This is a genomic window from Sulfitobacter pacificus (assembly GCF_030159975.1).
In the GTDB taxonomy this organism is placed as follows: Bacteria; Pseudomonadota; Alphaproteobacteria; order Rhodobacterales; family Rhodobacteraceae; genus Sulfitobacter; species Sulfitobacter pacificus.
In genome coordinates this window covers 392,106-413,861 of the sequence record NZ_BSNL01000001.1, presented here as the reverse complement: position 1 = coordinate 413,861, position 21,756 = coordinate 392,106, and the positions used below count along the sequence as shown (strand labels likewise).

Sequence of the window (21,756 nt, the reverse complement as noted above, 5' to 3'; positions counted from 1 at the left end):
TTTCCAACCAGTGTCACCCAGGTTTGCGTAACGCGCCAGCCGGATTGCACCTATATTTCCTCGACCTCCATCACGCCGCCCAAAGACCGGATCGCGCTTTTGACTTTGGGTGTGACCGGGAATTCCATGCCAAGATCAACCTCGACCTCACCGGGCAGGCCGGGATCCATCAGACGCAGCTTTACCGGCCCGCGACCTTTGGATTTAGCCGCCTTACGCGCCCCGTCAAGGACATCGGCAACTGCCGAAATCGCCTCTGGCCCGTCGATGAAAACACATAGACCCATACTGCCCACATCCTCAACGGCCAGTTCCACCGATGACACCGAACGCCCCAGCAGCTTCAGCTGGTCGCTTTCCATGGTTGCCTCAACCGTGACCACAACCTTTGATCCGGTTTCCAGATGATCGCGAGCCGCCTCAAGCGTGTCCGAGAACAGCGTCACCTCATATCCGCCGGTCGGATCGGATAGCTGAGCAAAAGCAAAACGGTTGCCGCGCGCAGATTTGCGCTCCTGCCGTCCCGCCACAATCCCGGCCAGCCGCGCGTTCATAGCGCCGCGATCGGTCACTTTCTCGGTCAGCTCGTCCAGCGTCAGGAAGGGCACCCCGGCGTCCTGCCCCCATTTGCGCTTCAGCGCGGTCATGTAATCATCCAGCGGATGACCCGAGAGATAGAAACCCACCGCCTTGAATTCCTCGGTCAGCCGCTCCGCCGCTTCCCAATCATCACAGGGCAGCATGCGTGGCTCTGGCAGGTCATCCCCCGCCTCGCCAAACAAGGACACTTGATTTGACGCCTTTTGTTCATGGATCGCTGCGGAATAGCTGACCAGAGGATCAAGCGAACGGAACACCCGCGCACGGTTATTGTCGAGCTGGTCAAACGCCCCGGAGCGCGCCAGCATTTCCAAGGGTCGTTTGCCGACCCGTTTCAGATCAACCCGCCGCGCCAGATCGAACAGCGTGGCAAAAGGCTTGTCCCCCCCCTCAACCTTGCGCCCCTCGGTGATCAGCTTCATCGCCTCGACGCCGACGTTTTTCAGCGCGCCCAGCGCGTAGACCAACGCCCCGTCCACCACTTTGAACGTCGCATCCGACCGGTTCACACAGGGCGGCACCCATGGCAGTTCCAGCCGCTTGCGCACCTCTTCGAAATATACCGACAGCTTGTCCGTCAGATGAATATCGCAATTCATCACACCGGCCATAAACTCAACCGGATGGTTCGCCTTCAGCCATGCGGTCTGATAGGAAACCACAGCATAGGCCGCCGCGTGGGATTTGTTGAAACCATAGTTGGCGAATTTTTCCAGAAGGTCGAAAACCTCGGCGGCTTTTTTCTTGTCGACCCCGTTTGCCATTGCGCCTTTTTCGAACTTCGGACGCTCCTTGGCCATTTCCTCGGCGATCTTCTTACCCATCGCGCGGCGCAACAGGTCAGCCCCACCAAGGCTGTAGCCCGCCATGACCTGCGCGATCTGCATCACCTGTTCCTGATAAACGATGATGCCCTGGGTTTCCGCCAACAGATAGTCGATCGAGGGGTGGACCGATTCAATCTCGCGCTGGCCGTTCTTGACCTCGCAATAGGTCGGAATATTCTCCATCGGCCCCGGACGATACAGCGCCACAAGGGCGACGATATCTTCGATACAGGTCGGCTTCATCCGCTTCAGCGCATCCATCATACCGCTGGATTCAACCTGAAACACCGCAACCGTCTTGGCGCTGGCATAAAGTTTATACGCCGCCTCATCATCCAGCGGGATGGTCGCAATATCGTCCATCAAGCCTTCGGGTGGCGTGAACAATTCCGTGCCATCCGCCGCAATATGCAGGTGACGGCCCGAGGCTTTGATCTGATCCACCGCGTTCTGGATCACGGTCAGGGTTTTCAGGCCCAGAAAGTCGAATTTCACCAGCCCCGCCTGTTCCACCCATTTCATATTGAACTGGGTGGCAGGCATGTCCGACCGCGGATCCTGATAGAGCGGCACCAGCGCATCCAGTGGCCTATCGCCGATCACCACACCCGCCGCATGGGTCGAGGCGTTGCGCAGCAGCCCTTCAACCTGCTGACCATAGTTCAACAGCCGCGCGACAACTTCTTCGTTCTTGGCCTCGTCGCGCAGGCGCGGTTCATCCGCCAGCGCCTTTTCAATCGATACCGGCTTCACCCCTTCAACAGGGATCATCTTGGACAGGCGATCCACCTGCCCATAGGGCATCTGCAAAACCCGCCCGATGTCGCGCACCGCCGCTTTCGACAATAGCGCACCAAAGGTGATGATCTGCCCAACCCGGTCCCGCCCGTATTTCTGTTGAACGTATTGGATAACTTCCTCGCGCCGGTCCATGCAAAAGTCGATGTCGAAATCGGGCATCGACACACGTTCCGGGTTCAGGAAGCGTTCAAACAGCAGTGAATAGCGCAGCGGATCAAGGTCGGTGATCAACAGCGCGTAGGCCACCAATGACCCCGCACCCGAACCCCGCCCCGGCCCCACCGGAATATTCTGATCCTTCGACCATTTGATAAAATCCGCAACAATCAGGAAGTAACCGGGAAACCCCATACCTTCGATGATGCCCAGCTCGAACTCCAGCCGCGCCTCATATTCCTCAATACTTGCCGCATGAGGGATGATCGCCAGCCGCGCCTTCAACCCCTCCTGCGCCTGACGGCGTAATTCGGCAATCTCGTCATCGGCGAACTTTGGCAGGATCGGATCGCGGCGATAGGTCATGAACGCACAGCGCCGTGCGATTTCGACGGTATTTTCAAGCGCCTCTGGCAAATCCGCAAACAGGGTGACCATCTCGGCCTCGGATTTGAAATAATGCTGCGCGGTCAGGCGCCGCCGGTCGGCCTGCTGATCCACATAGGCCCCTTCGGCAATGCAGATCAGCGCGTCATGCGCCTCATACATTTCGGATTTGGGGAAATAGACATCATTTGTCGCCACCAGGGGGATCTGCATGGCATAGGCCATTTCGACCAAGCCCTGCTCGGTCAGCCGCTCCGCCTCGGGTTGGCCATTTTCACCCGGATGCCGTTGCAATTCCACGTATAGCCGGTCGTTAAACGCCCCCTGCAATCGTGCCATCAGGGCTTCGGCAGCAGGGCGCTGGGCATTTTGCAACAGCCGTCCCACCGGCCCGTCCGGTCCGCCGGTCAGACAGATCAGATCACCCGACAAGGCCTCCAATTCCTCCAGCGTGACCGCAGGCAGCGCCCCCCCCTTGTCCAGATACAGACAGGAATTCAGCTTCATCAGGTTTTCATACCCGGTTTCCGTCTGCGCCAGCAAAACCACCGGTGCGGGGGCTTTCTCGCGCTCGCCGGGTTGCACGGACACATAGGCCAGATCAACCTGACAGCCCATGATCGGTTGCACACCGGCCCCTGCCATCGCCACGGAAAACTCCAGCGCGGCAAACATGTTGTTGGTATCGGTCAGCGCCATGGCCGGCATGCCGGCTGCGCGGCACATGTCAGGCAGTTTTTTCAGCCGCAGCGCCCCTTCAAGCAAAGAATACTCGGAATGGGTGCGCAGGTGAATGAATCGGGGGGACTGTGTCATGCCTAAAGACTAAGCGACCCGCCCCCCCGCTGCCAGTGTCCGCGCGCAGGCCAGCATCATTTTTCTTGCAAGACCCCACCTGACGCGCATAGCCTGCATTTAACAAAGCCTGCGCACCCCACGTTCTACGCCGCATCGAACGTTGCGCTTTTACAGGTAAATGGTACCGCGGCAGGTTGATCCCATGGACATCACGTTTTTCCTGAACGGAAATCCCGTGTCTCTCACAGACGTCTCCCCCACCACAACATTGCTCGACTGGCTGCGCGAGGAACGCCGGCTGACCGGCACCAAGGAAGGCTGCAATGAGGGTGACTGCGGCGCCTGCACCGTCATGGTCACCGAGGGAAATATCTCTCAGGCGCTCAACGGCTGTATATTGTTTCTGCCACAGGTGAATGGCAAACATGTCACCACCGTGGAAGGGCTGGCCGCGCCCGATGGTGCCCTGCACCCGGCCCAAACCGCCATGATCGACCATCACGGCAGCCAATGTGGTTTCTGCACCCCGGGCTTTGTGGTCTCCATGGCGACCGCCCACCTGAACGGGTCAACCGACCACGATACCCAACTGGCCGGCAACCTTTGCCGCTGCACCGGCTATGCCCCGATCATCCGCGCCGCAGAGGCGATCACAGATCAACCTGTCCCCGATCATCTCCTCTTTTTGGCTAAAAATACTGAAGCGCCACAGCCACTTCAAACGCCCGCTCTCGACGATCCGGTGGTCCAACCCCACTCCGCCGATGCGCTCGCCGCTTGGTACGCCGCCAATCCTGACGCGACCCTGATTGCCGGGGCCACGGACGTTGGCCTTTGGGTCACCAAACAATTCCGCGATCTGGGCAAGGTTGCATTCTTGAGCAAATGCGCCGACCTGCGCGGTATCACGCAAACCGCTGATGAAATCCGCATCGGTGCCATGACAACCCTGACCGAGCTTGAAACCGCCATCGCTCCGCATCACCCCAGCTTTGCCGCGATGATCCGCCGCTATGCGTCGGTACAGGTGCGCAATGCCGCAACCATCGGTGGCAATATCGCCAATGGTTCCCCCATTGGGGATGGCCCGCCCGCGCTGATCGCTCTTGGCGCAACATTGCACCTGCGCCACGGGGAGGCCCGCCGCAGCCTTGCGCTTGAAGATTTCTTCATCGATTACGGCAAGCAGGATCGCGCCCCCGGTGAATTTGTCGAGGCCATCACGTTTCCAAAACAGCCCGACACCCTGCGCTGTTACAAACTGTCAAAACGGTTTGATCAGGATATCTCTGCCGTCTGCGGCTGCCTGTCGATTACCCGCGAGGGCGACAGAATTAGCGCTGCACGTCTTGCCTATGGCGGCATGGCCGGCATCCCAAAACGCGCCAGCACTGCCGAGGCTGCGCTGATCGGCAAGCCTTTCACCGAAGCCACCATGCGCGCCGCAATGGCAGCGATGGCGCAGGATTTCCAACCGCTTTCCGACATGCGCGCCTCTGCCGAATACCGCCTGAAAACTGCACAAAACATGCTGCTACGCTATCTGCATGAGGCGCAGGGCAGTGCCACCAATGTGCTAGAGGTCGCGCCATGAGTATCGCCAAGCCCCTGCCCCATGACGCCGCCCGCCTGCATGTCACCGGCACCGCCCGCTATACCGATGACATTCCAACGCCGACTGGCACGCTGCATCTTGCCTTCGGTACCAGCAAAATCGCCGCGGGCACGATCACTGCGATGCAGCTGGAACAGGTGAAAAGCGCCCCCGGTGTGATCCGCGTCCTGACCGCAGCTGATCTGCCCAATGGCTGCGATGTGTCGCCCTCCAATCACGATGAACCGCTGCTCGCTGAAACAACTGTCCACTACGTCGGCCAGCCGTTGTTTCTCGTCATTGCAACCTCCCATCTCGCCGCCCGCCACGCCGCCGCCCTGGGCGAGGTCGAGATCACCCCGACCAAACCCATTCTCACAATTCAAGACGCCCTTGCCGCTAATTCCCGGTTTGAGGGCGGCCCGCGCATCTATCAAAAAGGTGACGCCGAAACCGCGCTTTCTACGGCAAAGAATTCCCTAAGTGGCCAGATCACCATGGGCGGGCAGGAGCATTTTTACCTTGAGGGGCAAGCCGCCCTTGTTCTGCCGCTTGAGGGCGGGGACATGCTGGTGCATTCCTCGACCCAGCATCCCACAGAAATACAGCACAAGGTGGCCCATGCGATTGGCAAACCGATGCATGCTGTCCGTGTCGAAACCCGCCGCATGGGCGGGGGGTTTGGCGGCAAGGAAAGTCAGGGCAACGCACTGGCCGTGGCCTGTGCTGTCGCCGCACAGCTGACGCAGCAGCCGTGTAAAATGCGATACGACCGTGACGACGACATGATCATCACCGGCAAGCGCCATGATTTCCAGATCGACTATACCGTGGGATTTGACCCCGATGGGCGCATCACGGCGCTTGATGTCACCCAGTACACCCGCTGTGGCTGGGCGCAGGATCTATCCCTGCCGGTGGCTGATCGCGCGATGCTGCATGCGGACAACGCCTATCACCTGAACGACATCCGCATCACCTCGCACCGGCTGAAAACCAATATGCAGTCCGCCACCGCCTTTCGTGGCTTTGGCGGGCCGCAGGGCGTGCTGGGCATGGAAAAAATCATCGACCATGTCGCGCAACATCTGGCGCTTGATCCGCTGACCGTGCGCCGCAGGAATTACTATGCCGACCTGATCGCGGATGTCGAAACACCCGCCACGGCCCCTGTCGCCCCCCCCTCAAACACCAATGCCGACAATGCGTCACGCGGTGCAGACAAGCCCCGCCCGACAAGCATTCCGGCGGCCCCCAAGGATGTGCAAACCACCCCTTATGATCAGCCTGTCACCGATTGCATCATCAATGCGCTGACCGACCAACTGGCCGATAGCTGTGATTATGACAGACGCCGCAAGTCCATTGCCGAATGGAACGCGGAAAACCCGATCCTGAAACGCGGTATCGCCATCACGCCGGTGAAATTCGGCATTTCCTTCACGCTGACCCATCTGAACCAGGCCGGTGCCTTGGTGCATGTCTATCAGGACGGATCGATCCACCTGAACCATGGCGGCACTGAGATGGGTCAGGGGTTGTTCCAGAAAATCGCTCAGGTGGCCGCCAGCCGTTTCGGCGTGCCAACGGAAACAGTTAAGATCACCGCCACCGATACCGCAAAAGTGCCCAATACTTCGGCCACTGCCGCCTCTTCCGGCACGGATCTGAACGGCATGGCAGTGCAAAACGCTTGCGATGAAATCCGCACAAGGATCGAGGCGCATCTTGCCGAGAAACATCAAACCGGTAACATCCGTTTTGACGATGGTCTGGTGAAGATCGGCAAGGATGTAATCACCTTTGCGCAAGCCGCCGCATCCGCTTATGAAAACCGCGTATCCCTTTCTGCCACCGGCTTTTACAAAACGCCCGACATCCAATGGGACCGCATCGCGGGCAAAGGCCGCCCGTTTTTCTATTTTGCCTATGGGGCCGCCTGCACGGAAGTTGTCATCGACACGCTGACCGGCGAAAACCGCATCCTGCGCACCGACATCCTGCATGACGCCGGCGCATCACTGAACCCCGCCATCGATATTGGCCAGATTGAAGGGGGCTATGTGCAAGGGGCCGGCTGGCTGACCACCGAGGAACTGGTCTGGGATGATCATGGCCGCCTCAAGACCCACGCGCCTTCGACCTATAAAATCCCCGCCTGTTCGGACCGTCCTGGTATTTTTAATGTCGCTTTGTGGGACAAGCCCAACCCGGCGCAGACGATTTACCGCTCCAAAGCGGTGGGGGAGCCGCCGTTTATGTTGGGCATTTCCGCCTTCATGGCCTTGGCGGATGCGGTTGCCGCCTGCGGTCCCGCTTACGGCGACCTGCAAGCCCCCGCCAATGCCGAGGCGGTGCTGTCAGCCGTGCAAAGGACCCGCGCATGACAGCACTTTGGGTTGAAATCACCGCCACCCGCGGTTCCGTTCCGCGCGATACAGGCACTGCAATGCAAGTTACCGCACAGGGCATCTCCGGCACCATCGGGGGTGGCACGCTGGAACATCAGGCCATTGCAACCGCCCGCAAAATGCTGGGCAAAGGACAGACGCGGCACAGTGAAACCCTGCCGCTGGGCCCCAACCTTGGCCAATGCTGTGGCGGGGTTGTAACCTTGCAATATACCGACGAGCCGCGACAAACGGATCAGATTCTGCCAGTGGCATGGCCGTCGGTTGCCATGCCGGACGAACCGCAGAAACTATGGCTTTGGGGCGCGGGCCATGTCGGGCGCGCCGTGGTGCGCGCCGCGCCGCCACGGGCCTTTGACATTCAATGGATTGACAGCGGGGCAGGCCGTTTTCCCCGACAGATCCCGCAACATGTCACCCCCCTGCCGACCAGCGATATGCCCCGTCTGGCGGCCCATGCGCCACAGGATGCACATCATCTGATCTTTACCTATGCCCATGACATCGACCTTGCGCTTTGCGCGGCCCTGCTCAAACGCGGGACGGCCAGCATTGGGTTAATCGGATCTGCCACAAAATGGGCCCGGTTTCGCAAACGGCTGATCGCAACAGGACTTGACCCCGCGCCTGTCACCTGCCCCATTGGGGACAAAGCCCTTGGCAAATCACCCGACCAGATTGCAAAAGGTGTGATCAAAGCTCTGCTTGTCTCGACCCAACCCAAGGCCCTTACATGACCGATACACCGCTTCTTGACCTTTCCGGCCTGACCAAAGCCTATCCCGGTGTGGTTGCAAATGACGATGTGTCGCTGACCATCGCACCGGGCGAAGTCCACGCGCTGCTTGGTGAAAACGGCGCGGGCAAATCGACATTGGTCAAGATGATTTACGGGCTGGTGAAACCCGATGCCGGCACAATGCAGATGTTCGGCACCCCCTTTGCCCCCAGCGAACCCCGCGCGGCGCGGGCCTCTGGTGTGGGGATGGTGTTTCAACATTTCTCTTTGTTCGATGCTTTGACGGTAGCCGAAAATATCGCTTTGGGGATGGAAAATGCCCCCAAGATGGGCGCGCTTAGCCAGCAGATCCGCGATGTATCCGATACCTATGGCCTGCCCTTGGCCCCTGATCGTGTGGTCGGTGATCTGTCTGCCGGTGAACGCCAGCGGGTCGAGATCATCCGCTGTCTGTTGCAGGAACCCAAGCTGTTGATCATGGATGAACCCACTTCGGTTCTGACCCCGCAAGAGGTTGAAATCCTGTTCAAAACCCTGCGCAAGCTCAGCGCGGAAGGCACCGCGATCCTCTATATCTCGCACAAGCTGGAGGAAATCCGATCGCTGTGTGACAGCGCCACCATCTTGCGACTGGGCAAGGTGGTGGGCCATTGCACGCCTGCCGAAACCTCTGCCCGTGACATGGCGGAAATGATGGTGGGTAAATTACTGCAAACACCGATGCGGGCGGGGAAAACCCCCGGCGAGGTGGTGTTGACCCTCAACAAGCTCTCCGCCAAATCACCCAGCGCCTTTGGCATGCCTCTGCGCGATATTTCAATCGAGGTGCGCCGCGGTGAGGTGCTGGGCATTGGCGGTGTGGCTGGTAACGGACAGGATGAATTGCTGGCCGCCCTATCGGGCGAGATGCTGACCACACCCGGCATGATCCAGTTTGACGGCAAAGAGGTTGGCCTGCTGGGGCCAACGCCCCGCCGCGCAATGGGCATCCTTAGCGCCCCCGAAGAGCGGCTGGGCCATGCCGCCGCCCCCGATATGTCGCTGACCGAAAATGCGATGCTGACCGCCGCCGCACGCGAAGAGCTGGACAGCGGCGGGATGCTGAACTGGGGCAAGGCGCGGGCCTTTGCCGAAAAGATTATCGAAACCTTTGATGTGCGTACCCCCGGTCCCGCAAATGCGGCGCGTTCGCTGTCGGGTGGGAACTTGCAGAAGTTTGTGATTGGCCGCGAGGTTTTGCAACGGCCCGACCTCTTGGTGGTCAACCAGCCGACATGGGGTGTTGATGCCTCTGCCGCAGCAGCGATCCGGCAGGCGCTGCTGGATCTGGCGGAACATGGCACCGCGTTGATTGTGATCTCGCAGGATCTGGATGAATTGATGGAGATATCGGACCGGTTTGCCGCCCTGAACGAGGGGCGGCTGTCAGAGCCGCGCCCGGCACAGGGGCTGAGCGTGGAAGAGATTGGATTGATGATGGGTGGGGCGCACGGCATGGAGGTTGCACATGTTTGATCTGTTGCGCCATGAGTTTAAGGGCAAGATGAAGTTGGGGGATGGCACGTGATCCGGTTGGAAAAGCGCCCGCAGGCCAGCCGCGCCTTTTCGCTTGCAACACCGGTTCTGGCAGTTGTGGCAACGATGTTTTTTGGCGGGCTGTTGTTCATGGCCTTGGGCAAGGAACCCTTGCTGGCCATCAAAACGATTTTCTGGGAGCCGCTGTTTGGTGAGTTTTCATTTTACTACCGTCCTCAGTTGCTGATCAAAGGCGCTCCTTTGGTGTTGATTGCAATTGGTCTTTCGCTGGGTTTCAAGGCGGGGATCTGGAACATCGGGGCGGAAGGACAATACATCATGGGGGCCCTGTTTGGTGCCGGTGTAGGGCTTGCCTTTTATCCGGTTGAAGGGTGGTACATTTTTCCTCTGATGGTTCTGGCAGGCGCATTGGGCGGTTGGCTCTGGGCGATGATCCCGGCGATTTTGAAGGTCCGGTTTGGCACCAATGAAATTCTGGTCTCGCTTATGCTGGTCTATGTGGCAGAGCAGTTTCTGGCCTCCATGTCATTGGGGTTATTGAAAAACCCCGAAGGCTTCGGGTTTCCGGGGTCGCGCAATTTGCAGCAATATGAAAGCGCGTTTAATGCGGATCTGATCGAAGGATCGGGCATGCATTGGGGTGTCGTCGCGGCGATGATTGCGGTGATATTTGCCTATGTGTTATTGACCAAACACCGGCTGGGCTTTGCCATTCGGGTGACGGGCGAGGCCCCGCGCGCCGCGAAATTCTCGGGTGTAAATCCAACGCGGCTGGTGTTGTTCTGTCTGGGCACCTCGGGGCTGTTGGCTGGTTTGGCGGGGATGTTTGAGGTCTCCGGCCCTGCCGGTCAGGTGACGATTGATTTCAACGTGGGCTATGGGTTCACCGCGATTATCGTGGCCTTTCTGGGCCGTTTGCATCCTATTGGCATTCTGCTGGCGGGGCTGTTGATGGCGCTGACCTATATCGGTGGTGACATCGCACAAAGCCAGCTGGGCCTGCCCGCCGCCGCCATTCAGGTGTTTCAGGGGATGCTTTTGTTTTTCCTTCTGGCACTGGATATGTTCACAAATTACCGGCTGCGCTTTGGCCGGACGGAGGTGGCGTGATGGACCTGTCCGCAATCAATCCTTTGCTCTTTGTTGCCGGTTTCCTTGTCGCGGCGACGCCCCTGATCTTTGCCGCCATTGGCGAGCTGGTGGTCGAAAAATCCGGCACGCTGAACCTTGGCGTTGAGGGCATGATGATCATCGGGGCAATCTGTGGTTTCGCCACCGCCGTGGAAACCGGATCCCCCCTGCTGGGCTTTGCTGCCGCAGCTGTCGGGGGCGCATTGCTCAGCCTGCTGTTTGCCTTTCTCACTCAGATTACGCTGGCGAACCAAGTGGCCTCCGGCCTTGCGCTGACGCTGTTTGGTCTGGGGCTCTCGGCGCTGTTGGGGCAATCCTATGTGGGCATCAAGCCGCCACGGCTGAATGACATCAACTTTGGCCCGCTTGCCGATATACCTGTGATCGGACCAATCCTGTTTACCCATGATATCATCCTTTATCTGGGTATCGCCCTTGTCGCGGCAACATGGGCGGTGTTGAAATACACCCGCGCGGGGCTGATCCTGCGGGCGGTGGGGGAAAGCCATGATGCGGCCCATGCGCTTGGCTATAAGGTGGTGCGCATCCGCACATTGGCGATCCTGTTTGGCGGGGCCTGTGCGGGCATCGGCGGGGCTTACATCAGCCTGATCCGGGTGCCGCAATGGACCGAAGGGATGACCGCCGGTGTTGGCTGGATTGCCCTTGCGCTGGTGGTCTTTGCCAGCTGGAAACCCTGGCGTTTGTTGCTGGGAGCCTATCTTTTTGGCGGCATCACGCAATTGCAGCTGAATCTACAGGGCGCAGGCGTTGCCATTCCGGTAGAGTATCTGGCAATGTCGCCCTATGTCATCACGATCATCGTTCTGGTGATCCTGTCACGTGACAAGTCGGCCGCTCCGGCCTGTCTTGGCCGTACTTTCCATGCCTCATCCTAGGGGCCAATCTGCAAACGCCCGACAAGGGCGAAACAACTGGGGAATGCTATGAAACTCACCACACTTTTGACAGGTGCCGCGATGGCACTGGGTCTGGCCACGACCGCAATGGCCGAAGATAAAACCAAAGTTGGCTTTGTCTATGTCGGGCCTATCGGCGACGGCGGCTGGACACATGAACATGACAAGGGCCGTCTGGCCGTTGAAGCGGAATTCGGCGATAAGGTTGAAACCGTTTACGTTGAATCCGTGGCCGAAGGCCCCGATTCAGAGCGGGTGATGACGCAGATGGCGTTGGACGGTGCCGACCTGATCTTCACCACATCCTTTGGCTACATGGACCCGACCATCAACGTGGCCAAGAAATTCCCGAATGTGAAATTCGAACATGCAACTGGCTATAAGCAGGCCGAGAACGTCGCAACCTATTCCGCCCGTTTCTACGAAGGCCGGGCCATTCAGGGCCACATCGCCGGCTCCATGACCAAGAGCAACATCATCGGTTATATCGGGTCCTATCCGATCCCCGAAGTGATCCGTGGCATCAACTCGGCCTTTATCCATGCCCGCAAAGTGAACCCTGATGTGCAGTTCAAAATCGTTTGGGCCTATACATGGTTTGACCCCGCGAAAGAAGCCGACGCCGCCAAGGTTCTGATCGAACAGGGCGCGGATGTTGTGTTGCAGCACACCGATTCCACTGCACCGCAGGCCGCCGCACAGGAAGCGGGCAATGTGATCACCTTTGGTCAGGCCTCTGACATGGCGCAATACGCGCCGATGCCGCGCGTGTCTTCAATCATCGACGATTGGGCCCCTTACTACATCGCCCGTACCAAGGCGGTGATGGACGGCACATGGACCTCCGGCAACACATGGGACGGCATTGGTGCCGGCATGGTTGGCATTGGCGAGATTTCCGACGCGGTGCCTGCCGACGTGAAAGAGCAGGCGCTCGCGTTGAAAGCGTCACTGGCCGACGGTTCCTACCACGCCTTCACCGGCCCGTTGAACAAGCAGGACGGCACGCCATTTCTGGCAGAAGGCGAAACAGCGGATGACGGCACACTGGCAGGCATGAACTTTTATGTTGAGGGTATCGAAGGCGATATCCCACAGTAAGCCTTGCATTGGTTTATACAGGAAAGGGCCAGCAATTTGCTGGCCCTTTTTTTTGCGCGGTTGTTACCCGCTTCCGCTCCCCCTTGCGTAGGCAAGCTGTGGCTTAGGGAAACTTCTTGCGTACGCTATCCGGGATCGGCCAGACCAATCCGGTTTTGTCATCAAAGTGATGGCATTTGATGCCTTCAGAATTGCCGTCTGTCTCGGCCAGATAGCGCATGCACATACCAAGAGCTTTAATGATCTTCTTGTCTGTCGAGGTCGAAATATCCACCGCCTGACCAGTCATATGACGCGAGACAGAACCCCATGGTGCCTTGTCCTTCATACATTTGACAAATCCCGCCTTGTTCTTGGCCGCGTGAAAATCATCCAGTTCCTTCCACAGATCCTGATATTTCGACTGGCGCACAAACCAATAAATATCGCCGTTCTTGCCGTATTTGTTCAGATGCTTGGCCCAGCCATTGTACATCGCACTGGCCTGCCCCGCCTTGTTGCGCAGGCCGGACACAACCTTGATGGTCGTGCCCTCGTAATGTGACGAGACTTCTGTCAGGATATCGATGATCTTTTTGTTGACGCCCGAAACCTTGCCTTCGACACGTCCCGGGTAGACAACCTCCTCCGGTTCGATCTTTTTCAGCTCTTTCTTGACGTCGTTCATCATCTCCTTGGTGCACATGTCGGAAATCTTCGGCGCGGCCTTGCTTGGGGCATCGCCTTTCTTTTCCGCCGAGGCGAGGTAGGTGTCATAGAAGCTATCGGCCTTCTTCTCGATGTCACCCCACAGGCTTTCCCACATGGACGGCGGCACCTTCTGGGCCTTGGCCTGTGCCTCCATTTGTTTCTTCACCGTGGTCTTCATCTTCTGCCGCTGCTCTTCCTTGACCTTCTCTTCCTTCTTTTCCTCGGCTTTCTTTTCCGACTTCGCCTTGGCGACACCGGCGTTCAGTTTCTTGATGGTGTTCTTACCCGGATCAACCCGACCATCCGCACGGAATTTACAGATACAGGTCTGAAACTCACTGATCGCCGCTTCCAGTTTCTTGGTATTTGCACCATCCGTCTTGAGTTTCGCAAAACCCACTTCTCCCGCGAACGGGTTAAGAAGCTTCTGCACAATTGTCACATCTGCTGCGTTGTTTTTTCCGCCTTTACCTACGGAACCACTAAGCTTTTCTGCCATGGCTGAATTCCCTGTGCGTTAAAATGATTTGTATACCGGCGTCAAAATACTCGCCTTCGTTGGATTTTGGCGGTTTTTGGGGATTCTGGCAAGCCAGCGTGGCCATTGCTGCCAGATCCGAACCAAACAACCGGCCACCCCTTTCTCTAAGCCCGCAGGCATTGCCAGCCACGGGCGGCCTTTCCTTTCGTCCGCCGATAGATAGAGTGAAGGTGAAACCCATAGGAAAATCCCCGTCATGATCCGCCTGCACCACCTCAACCGTTCCCGTTCGCATCGCATCTTCTGGTTGCTTGAAGAAATCGGGGAGCGTTATGAAATCATCGCCTACGAACGTGACGCCATCACAAATCTTGCCCCCGCGGAATTGCTCAAGGTGCATCCGCTGGGCAAGTCGCCCATGATCGAACTGGACGGAAGGTTGATCACCGAAAGTGGGGCGATTGTTGAAATCCTGTGCCAGAAATACGCCCCGCAGATGATCCCGCAGGCCGGAAGTGACGCCTATTTCAGCCATCTGGAAATGATGCATTTTGCCGAAGGCTCCGCCATGACGCCGATCCTGCTGAACCTCTACGTCAGTCGCCTGAAAGAGGCGGGTGCCCCGTTGCATCCTAGGATCAACGCAGAACTGGACAGCCATTTCCGCTATATGGCAGGGCTGTTGCGCCCCTCAGGGCATTTTGTGATGGATGAACTCTCTGCCGCTGACATCATGCTCAGCTTTCCGGCAGAGGTTGCCCTGCGGTTGGGGCGTGGGAATGATTTTCCTGCATTGGCTGGATTTGTCGACGGCATTCAGAACCGCCCCGCCTATAAACGCGCCATGGAAAAGGGCAATTCCTGAACAGGTGAAACCCGGCGCGCGCCTCGGATCAGGCTGCACCGGTCACCGGATTTTCCCCACATCCCCAATTGCGCCCTCGCCCCAGCCATGCGACCTGTTGGTTTATGAAACACACGCTCACCTCGCCTGATGGCACCCCCGCCAGCCGCCTTGCCTTTGGCACCATGCAATTTGGTGGCCGCGCGGATGCAACCCAATCGCGGCAGATGTTTGATGCCTGTATTGCGGCGGGCATCACCCATTTCGACACCGCACATGTCTATACGGATGGGGCGTCAGAAACGCTGCTTGGCAGCTTCATTCAGGAGCGGCGCGACAGGCTGATCATCGCAACCAAGGCAGCCTATACCGGGGGTGCCAGCCGCGACAATATCCTCGCCTCTGCGGAAACATCACGCCAGCGTTTACAGCTTGATACGCTGGACGTTCTCTATCTGCACCGTTTCGACCCTGACACCGACCTAAGCGAAAGCTTTGCCGCCTTCGCCGACCTCAAGGCGCGCGGCCATATCCGCCATATAGGCCTGTCCAACTTCGCTGCATGGCAGGTGGTCAAAGCCGCACATATCGCTGCGGGTTTTGACCTTGGCATCGCGGTGATCCAGCCGATGTATAACCTCGTCAAACGGCAGGCCGAAGTTGAGATCCTGCCGATGGCGGATGACCTTGGCATTCTTGTCGCACCCTATTCGCCACTGGGCGGCGGGTTGCTTACCGGGAAATATACAGCAGGCGGGGCGGGGCGTCTGACCGAAGATGACCGATATGCCGCACGCTATGGGCAGGATGTGATGCACAAGGCGGCGCAGGGTCTGAAAGCAATGGCAACCGCCCGCGACCTGCATCCCGCCACGCTGGCCGTGGCATGGGCCGCGCATCACCCCACTGGCCCCAGCCCGATCATATCAGCCCGCGACGTTGAACAATTGCAACCTTCGCTGGATGCCTTGACCTTTGACATGCCCGCCGGGCTTTACGCTGAAATCTCAGCCCTCTCGCCCACACCTCCCCCCGCGACCGACCGACTGGAAGAACAATCATGAGTGATATTATCGTAATCGGCGGCGGCATTGCCGGCCTGTCCGCAGCGGCACGTCTGTCGGCTGACGCCAAGGTGACCGTGCTGGAGCAAGAGACCAGCACCGGCTATCATGCCTCTGGCCGATCTGCGGCCCTCTATGAAGAAAACTACGGGCTGCCAAGCACCGTTGCGCTGAACACCGCAAGCAAATCCTACCACTACGAGGCCAATGGCGGCTACCTCAGCCCGCGCGGCTTTCTGATTGTGGCGCAGGCCGGCGAAAAAGAAGCCTATGAAAAGGACATAGCGACATTGGGACTGGATGCGGTTTCGATTGAGCGTGCCTGCGACTTCATCCCGATCCTGAACCGCGATCATCTGGCCTTTGCCGGATATCACGCTGATGCGCTGGACATCGATACGGACCGTTTGATGCAGGATTTCACCCGCATGCTGAAATCCAACGGCGGGCAGGTTGTAACCAAAGCGCCAGTATCGGCGATCAAACGCAGCAGCGATGGGTGGAGCGTGACGGCGGGCGGTACAGAGTATACCTGCGCCACGCTGGTTAACGCAGCGGGAGCATGGGCTGACCCGGTTGCTGAAATGGCAGGCATCGCACCTTTGGGCATCCTGCCACACCGCCGCTCCATGGCGCGCATCCCCGCCCCGGCCGGGCATGACGTCACACAATGGCCGATGTTCTTTGGCGTGGGCGAAACATGGTATGCCAAGCCTGACGCCGGTGCGCTGATTGTCTCTCCGGCAGAGGAAGATCCGGTTGAACCCCATGATGCCTGGGCTGATGATATGGTGCTCGCCGAAGGCATCGCGCGGTATGAACACATGGTGACGGAACCGGTCACGCGGTTGCTGGCCTCATGGGCAGGCTTGCGCAGTTTCTCGCCCGACCGCGCGCTGGTTCTGGGGCCTGATCCAAGTGATGCAAGTTTTGTCTGGTGCGCCGGTCAGGGCGGTTACGGGTTTCAGACCGCCCCGGCGGCCTCGCAACTGCTGGCTGATCTGGTGATGGGTCGCACGCCCCAACTTGCCCCAGATCTAATCGCCCAGCTTACCCCCAATCGGTTGCGCAGATGAGCCGTGCCCTGCCGCCCAGCGCAAGCATCGCCACACCACAAGAGGGCGCAAAACTGCATGCCCCGTCAGCAGAACGCAACGCGGTGCATATTGCGGCTTTCCTGCGTGAAAACGCCCCCGCCAGCGGGCAAGCGCTGGAGATCGCCAGCGGCACCGGCCAGCATGTCATCAGCTTTGCCGCGGCCCTGCCCGCCCTAACGTGGCAGCCCACCGACATCGCCCCCGACCGGTTGCGCAGCATCGACAGCTATGTGCACGACAATGGCCTCAGCAATGTCAAACCCGCCCAAATGCTGGACGCCACCATGGCCGGATGGTCCACGGTTCATGGCGGTCAGGATCTGATCGTTTTGGTCAATCTGCTGCACCTGATCTCTGTAGCCGAAACCCGCATCATCCTGGACGAAGCGGCACAAGCGCTGGCCCCCGATGGTGCGCTGATGATCTATGGCCCTTTCACGCGCGACGGCACGCTGGTCAGCGCCGCGGATCAGCGGTTTGACGCCGAACTGCGTGCTGCTGATCCGGCGATCGGCTATAAAGACACCCGCGACATGCAGCGCTGGTTCCTGGATGCCGGGCTGACCGCCCTGTCGCAGGAAATGCCTGCAAACAACCTCGGCTTTATCGCCAGAAAGACATCTTCATGATTGCCCGTATCCTGACGTTTCTGACCGTGCTGACCCTCGCCGCCTGTGGCACTGGCACGGCACCACCCGCCCCGCCCGGCGTTTTGTTCGCTCCAAATTTTCGCGATGCAAAACCAGTTGATTTTGCCAATCCTGCGCCCGCGCGTTTCGCCGTTCATGGCATTGATGCGGCGCGATTCCAGACCAGCATCGACTGGAACACTGCCCGCGCCAACGGCGTAAACTTCGCATTTCTCAAGGCTACCGAAGGCGGTGATCTGCTGGATATCGAGTTCAAAAACCACTGGCGCAACGCAGGTCGCGCCGGGGTGGTGCGCGGGGCATATCATTTCTACTATTTCTGCACGACGCCCGAGGTGCAGGCCCAATGGTTCATTCAAAACGTGCCGCGCAGTCGGGGTGCCTTGCCGCCAGTATTGGACATGGAGTGGAACCCGTTTTCCCCCACCTGTGCCAAGGTCCGCCCCCCCGCCGCAGAGGTTCAGCGCCAGATGCGTGTCTGGCTGCGGATCGTCGAGGCGCATTATGGCCAGCGCCCGATCATCTATACCACGCCACGGTTTTACGAAGAAAACAACCTGAAATCATTTCGCGGCTATGAATACTGGCTGCGCACCACCGCCAAAACCCCGCGCGAGGCCTTTCCCGGTCAGAGCTGGAAGTTCTGGCAATACAGCGCCACAGGGATCATTCCCGGCATCAAAGGTGATGTTGACCTGAACGCGTTTTCCGGCAGCCGCGAAGCCTGGAACGCATGGCTGGCCCGGCGCGCGCAATAAGCTGTGATACAATGGGGCAGCTAAAGCCGGATGGCGCGCAGCGTTTCAGTAACGTCACGCACCTCCGGCCAATCCCAAACCACATCGCGCAGGTGGAACAACCGGCTGTTGGTATGGGCCGATATGCGGGTGTTTTGCAGGACCAGATGATGCGGTACAATCGCTGCCCGGAAGACCCGGTAATCACTTGAAAACAGGACACCGGCCAGAAAATCAAAAGGCCGGTCCTTCAGGTTCCTCAGGGCCGATAATTGGCGCGAGCTGTTATGCTCGGTCAACCGGCGCGACTTGATCTGATAGCGGATACCCTGCCCGTCACGCGCGTCATAGCCTTTCACCGAAGGGCCGGCCATCTCCCAGCCAAACGCCTTGCAAAACAAGGTTTCGGCATAATCACCCGCCGGATTATTCGAAGACCGCACCGCCCCGCTGGATTTCAAAAGGCCTGAGACTTCTGCATGCAAAGCCAGCAGTTCGGAAACCGACCTTTCTTTCAGTAGTTCATCCATTGTCGCTCCGATTTTGAAAGGGTTTCTTTACCCTTCCAAAATCAGATTAACAAAATGTGAATCCCTTAGCCGTCGATGCGGATCGTGGTGTTCTTTGGATCATAGGGGCTGTCCTCGACAATCTCAGCGTCCCACAATTGATCAAACATCTTGACCTTCAGCTTGGTCCCCACAATCGCATGTTCTGGCTTTACATACCCCATGCCGATGGATTTTTCGAAGGCCACCGAATAGCCACCTGATGTCAGACGCCCCGTGCGTTCGCCCTCAACATAGAGAACCTCACGGCCCCATGGGTCGGCATCTTCCGGCCCGTCGATCAACAGGGTCACACATTTCGCGTTGATGCCATGGGCCTCCATCGCCGCCTTGCCGTGAAACTCTTTCGACAGGTCGACAAAGCGCGGCAGATCGGCCTCCAGCGGCGTCGCGTCGCGGCCCAACTCGGTGCCAAAGGCGCGATAGGATTTTTCCTGCCGCAACCAGTTCTGCGCCCGTGCGCCCACCAGTTTCATCCCGTGCTTTTCACCGGCTTTCTCAAGCTGATCAAACAGGTAGTTTTGCATTTCAATCGGGTGATGCAGCTCCCAACCCAACTCTCCGGTATAGGCCACGCGGATCGCCCTTACCGGACACATGCCCAGCTCGATATTACGCATGGTCAGCCAGGGGAACCGCTTGTTGGATAATACCGTTTCGGGATCGCCGTCCTTGACGATCTCGTTCAACACATCGCGCGATTTCGGACCAGCGATGGCGAAGACACCCCATTGCGTGGTCACATCATGGCATTCGATATAGCCAAATTCGGGTGCCTTATCCTCAATCGCCTTGCGCAGGTAATCACTGTCATAGGCCGTCCAAGCCCCGGCGCTTACAAGATAATATTCATCCTGTGCAATCCGCACGATGGTATATTCCGTGCGTGTGGTGCCCGCACCGGTCAGCGCATAGGTCAGGTTGATGCGGCCAACCGACGGCAGTTTGTTACAGGTGAACCAGTCAAGGAAAGCCGTGGCACCGGGTCCTTTAACCACATGTTTGGTGAACGCGGTCGCATCAATCAGGCCAACACCTTCGCGCACTGCCTTGGCTTCGTCCACCGCGTACTGCCACCAACCGCCCCGGCGGAAGGAGCGTGCATCGTGGTCGTTGAACCCCTCAGGCGCGAAATAGTTCGGACGTTCCCAGCCGTTGACCCAACCAAACTGTGCACCACGTGCGGCCTGACGGTCATAGGCGGGTGAGGTACGCAGGGGCCGGCAAGCGGGGCGTTCCTCATCCGGGTGGTGCAGGATATAGACGTGTTCGTAGCATTCTTCGTTTTTGCGGGCTGCAAATTCCGTGGTCATCCAATCGCCGTAGCGTTTGGGGTCAAGGGACGCCATGTCGATCTCGGCCTCCCCTTTCACCATCAGCTGCGCAAGGTAATAACCGGTGCCACCCGCCGCAGTGATGCCGAATGAAAACCCTTCGGCCAGCCACATATTGCGCAAACCCGGTGCCGGACCAACCAGCGGGTTGCCATCAGGCGTGTAACAAATCGGGCCGTTGAAATCATCCTTCAGGCCAGAGTCCTCGCAAGACGGAATCCGGTGGATCATCGCGGCGTATTGGTCTTCAATCCGCTCAAGATCCAGTTGGAACAGATCAGCGCGGAAACTGTCAGGCACCCCATATTCAAACCGCGCTGGCGCGTCTTTCTCATAGACACCCAGAATCCAGCCACCGCGTTCCTCGCGCACATAGGATTGCGCATCCGCGTCACGGATGACGGGGTGTTCGACATTGCCCTCACCGCGCCATTTCACCAGATCGGGGTCCTGATCCATCACGATAAACTGGTGTTCCACCGGAATCGCGGGCATCTTGATCCCCAGCATTTTCGCGGTGCGCTGTGCATGGTTGCCCGATGCGGTCACCACATGTTCGGCGGTAATCACCAGCTGTTCATCCGAGGGTACCAGATTGCCACCCTTTTCGACCATCTTGGTCACCGTGACTTCCCAGTGGGTACCGTTCCAGTGAAACGCATCCGCCTGCCATTTGCGCTCGATTGCGACACCACGCTGACGCGCGCCTTTGGCCATCGCCATGGTCACATCCGCAGGGTTAATATAGCCATCTGTCTGATGATACAGTGCGCCTTTCAGATCCTCCGTGCGGATCAGCGGCCATTTCGCTTTTACCTCGTCAGGGGTCATGAATTCATAAGGCACACCACAGGTTTCCGCAGTTGAGGCATAGAGCATGTATTCATCCATGCGTTCATCCGTCTGCGCCATGCGCAGGTTGCCCACCACGGCAAAACCGGCGTTCAATCCGGTCTCTTCCTCCAGCGTTTTGTAAAACCGGATCGAATAGTCATGAATATGTGTCGTGGCATAGGACATGTTGAAATAGGGCAGCAATCCCGCCGCATGCCATGTCGAGCCCGAGGTCAGCTCGTCGCGTTCAAGCAGCATGACATCGTCCCAGCCCGCCGCCGCCAGATGATAGGCAATCGAGGTCCCTACGGCACCACCGCCGACAACCAATGCTTTGACGTTCGTTTTCATAAGCCCCGAATCCTTCTGACAGAGTTGCCCCTGTTTTACGCCGCCTTGGCAAAATCACGGTGCACCAGCCGACCCAACATATCAAAAAACCGACCTTGCGCCTG

Annotated in this window: 17 protein-coding genes; 12 read left to right on the top strand and 5 right to left on the bottom strand. The window is 58.5% G+C overall.

The window, feature by feature from the left end; translation table 11 throughout:
• Nucleotides 1-50: 50 nt before the first annotated feature.
• Nucleotides 51-3,587: a DNA polymerase III subunit alpha gene (gene dnaE / locus QQL78_RS02050; RefSeq protein ID WP_284370064.1), complete on the bottom strand. Its 3,537-nt coding sequence runs from the start codon at nt 3,585-3,587 to the stop codon at nt 51-53.
• A 184-nt stretch (nt 3,588-3,771) separates the two neighbouring features.
• Here dnaE and xdhA point away from each other — a divergent pair, with 184 nt between their 5' ends.
• Genes xdhA through QQL78_RS02015 form a run of 7 tightly spaced genes read left to right on the top strand, consistent with a single transcriptional unit; the run spans nt 3,772 to nt 13,001 of the window.
• Nucleotides 3,772-5,163: a xanthine dehydrogenase small subunit gene (xdhA, locus tag QQL78_RS02045; RefSeq protein ID WP_284370062.1), complete on the top strand. Its 1,392-nt coding sequence runs from the start codon at nt 3,772-3,774 to the stop codon at nt 5,161-5,163.
• On the top strand, nt 5,160-7,550 hold the full coding sequence (gene xdhB, locus QQL78_RS02040) for a xanthine dehydrogenase molybdopterin binding subunit (protein WP_284370060.1): 2,391 nt from the start codon (nt 5,160-5,162) through the stop codon (nt 7,548-7,550). The genes xdhA and xdhB overlap by 4 nt, the downstream gene beginning before the upstream one ends.
• The gene (xdhC, locus tag QQL78_RS02035) at nt 7,547-8,311 is read left to right on the top strand and encodes a xanthine dehydrogenase accessory protein XdhC (protein ID WP_284370058.1); all 765 of its coding nucleotides are present in this window, start codon (nt 7,547-7,549) and stop codon (nt 8,309-8,311) included. Before xdhB ends, xdhC begins: the two co-directional genes overlap by 4 nt.
• Nucleotides 8,308-9,828, top strand: coding sequence for an ABC transporter ATP-binding protein (locus QQL78_RS02030; protein WP_284370057.1), 1,521 nt, complete (start codon nt 8,308-8,310; stop codon nt 9,826-9,828). The genes xdhC and QQL78_RS02030 overlap by 4 nt, the downstream gene beginning before the upstream one ends.
• A 48-nt stretch (nt 9,829-9,876) precedes the next feature.
• Nucleotides 9,877-10,959, top strand: a complete 1,083-nt coding sequence (locus QQL78_RS02025; RefSeq protein ID WP_284370055.1) for an ABC transporter permease — start codon at nt 9,877-9,879, stop codon at nt 10,957-10,959.
• Nucleotides 10,959-11,879, top strand: a complete 921-nt coding sequence (locus tag QQL78_RS02020; RefSeq protein WP_284370053.1) for an ABC transporter permease — start codon at nt 10,959-10,961, stop codon at nt 11,877-11,879. Before QQL78_RS02025 ends, QQL78_RS02020 begins: the two co-directional genes overlap by 1 nt.
• Before the next feature lie 48 nt (nt 11,880-11,927).
• The gene (locus tag QQL78_RS02015) at nt 11,928-13,001 is read left to right on the top strand and encodes a BMP family ABC transporter substrate-binding protein (protein ID WP_284370051.1); all 1,074 of its coding nucleotides are present in this window, start codon (nt 11,928-11,930) and stop codon (nt 12,999-13,001) included.
• Between the two features lie 103 nt (nt 13,002-13,104).
• Here QQL78_RS02015 and QQL78_RS02010 read toward each other — a convergent pair whose 3' ends face one another.
• Both QQL78_RS02010 and QQL78_RS02005 read right to left on the bottom strand, forming a co-directional pair.
• Nucleotides 13,105-14,190 (bottom strand): peptidoglycan-binding domain-containing protein, encoded by a 1,086-nt coding sequence (locus QQL78_RS02010; protein WP_284370049.1) that lies wholly within the window; start codon nt 14,188-14,190, stop codon nt 13,105-13,107.
• Nucleotides 14,174-14,413: a hypothetical protein gene (locus QQL78_RS02005; RefSeq protein WP_284370047.1), complete on the bottom strand. Its 240-nt coding sequence runs from the start codon at nt 14,411-14,413 to the stop codon at nt 14,174-14,176. Before QQL78_RS02005 ends, QQL78_RS02010 begins: the two co-directional genes overlap by 17 nt.
• 15 nt (nt 14,414-14,428) lie before the next feature.
• Here QQL78_RS02005 and QQL78_RS02000 point away from each other — a divergent pair, with 15 nt between their 5' ends.
• From QQL78_RS02000 to QQL78_RS01980, 5 genes are all read left to right on the top strand, one after another.
• Entirely contained in the window at nt 14,429-15,037 is a 609-nt protein-coding gene (locus tag QQL78_RS02000) for a glutathione S-transferase family protein (RefSeq protein ID WP_284370045.1), read from the top strand.
• A gap of 104 nt (nt 15,038-15,141) precedes the next feature.
• Nucleotides 15,142-16,080, top strand: coding sequence for an aldo/keto reductase (locus QQL78_RS01995; protein WP_284370043.1), 939 nt, complete (start codon nt 15,142-15,144; stop codon nt 16,078-16,080).
• On the top strand, nt 16,077-17,156 hold the full coding sequence (locus tag QQL78_RS01990; protein ID WP_284370041.1) for an NAD(P)/FAD-dependent oxidoreductase: 1,080 nt from the start codon (nt 16,077-16,079) through the stop codon (nt 17,154-17,156). Before QQL78_RS01995 ends, QQL78_RS01990 begins: the two co-directional genes overlap by 4 nt.
• Nucleotides 17,153-17,806 carry a DUF938 domain-containing protein gene (locus tag QQL78_RS01985; RefSeq protein ID WP_284370039.1) on the top strand — a complete coding sequence of 218 codons (654 nt, stop codon included), beginning with the start codon at nt 17,153-17,155 and terminating at the stop codon, nt 17,804-17,806. The genes QQL78_RS01990 and QQL78_RS01985 overlap by 4 nt, the downstream gene beginning before the upstream one ends.
• Nucleotides 17,803-18,585 (top strand): glycoside hydrolase family 25 protein, encoded by a 783-nt coding sequence (locus tag QQL78_RS01980; protein WP_284370037.1) that lies wholly within the window; start codon nt 17,803-17,805, stop codon nt 18,583-18,585. The genes QQL78_RS01985 and QQL78_RS01980 overlap by 4 nt, the downstream gene beginning before the upstream one ends.
• A 20-nt stretch (nt 18,586-18,605) precedes the next feature.
• Here the strand turns inward: QQL78_RS01980 and QQL78_RS01975 are convergent, their stop codons facing one another.
• Both QQL78_RS01975 and QQL78_RS01970 read right to left on the bottom strand, forming a co-directional pair.
• On the bottom strand, nt 18,606-19,094 hold the full coding sequence (locus QQL78_RS01975; RefSeq protein WP_284370035.1) for a hypothetical protein: 489 nt from the start codon (nt 19,092-19,094) through the stop codon (nt 18,606-18,608).
• Nucleotides 19,095-19,159: 65 nt separating this feature from the next.
• Nucleotides 19,160-21,652, bottom strand: a complete 2,493-nt coding sequence (locus QQL78_RS01970) for a GcvT family protein (RefSeq protein ID WP_284370033.1) — start codon at nt 21,650-21,652, stop codon at nt 19,160-19,162.
• Between the last annotated feature and the right edge of the window lie 104 nt (nt 21,653-21,756).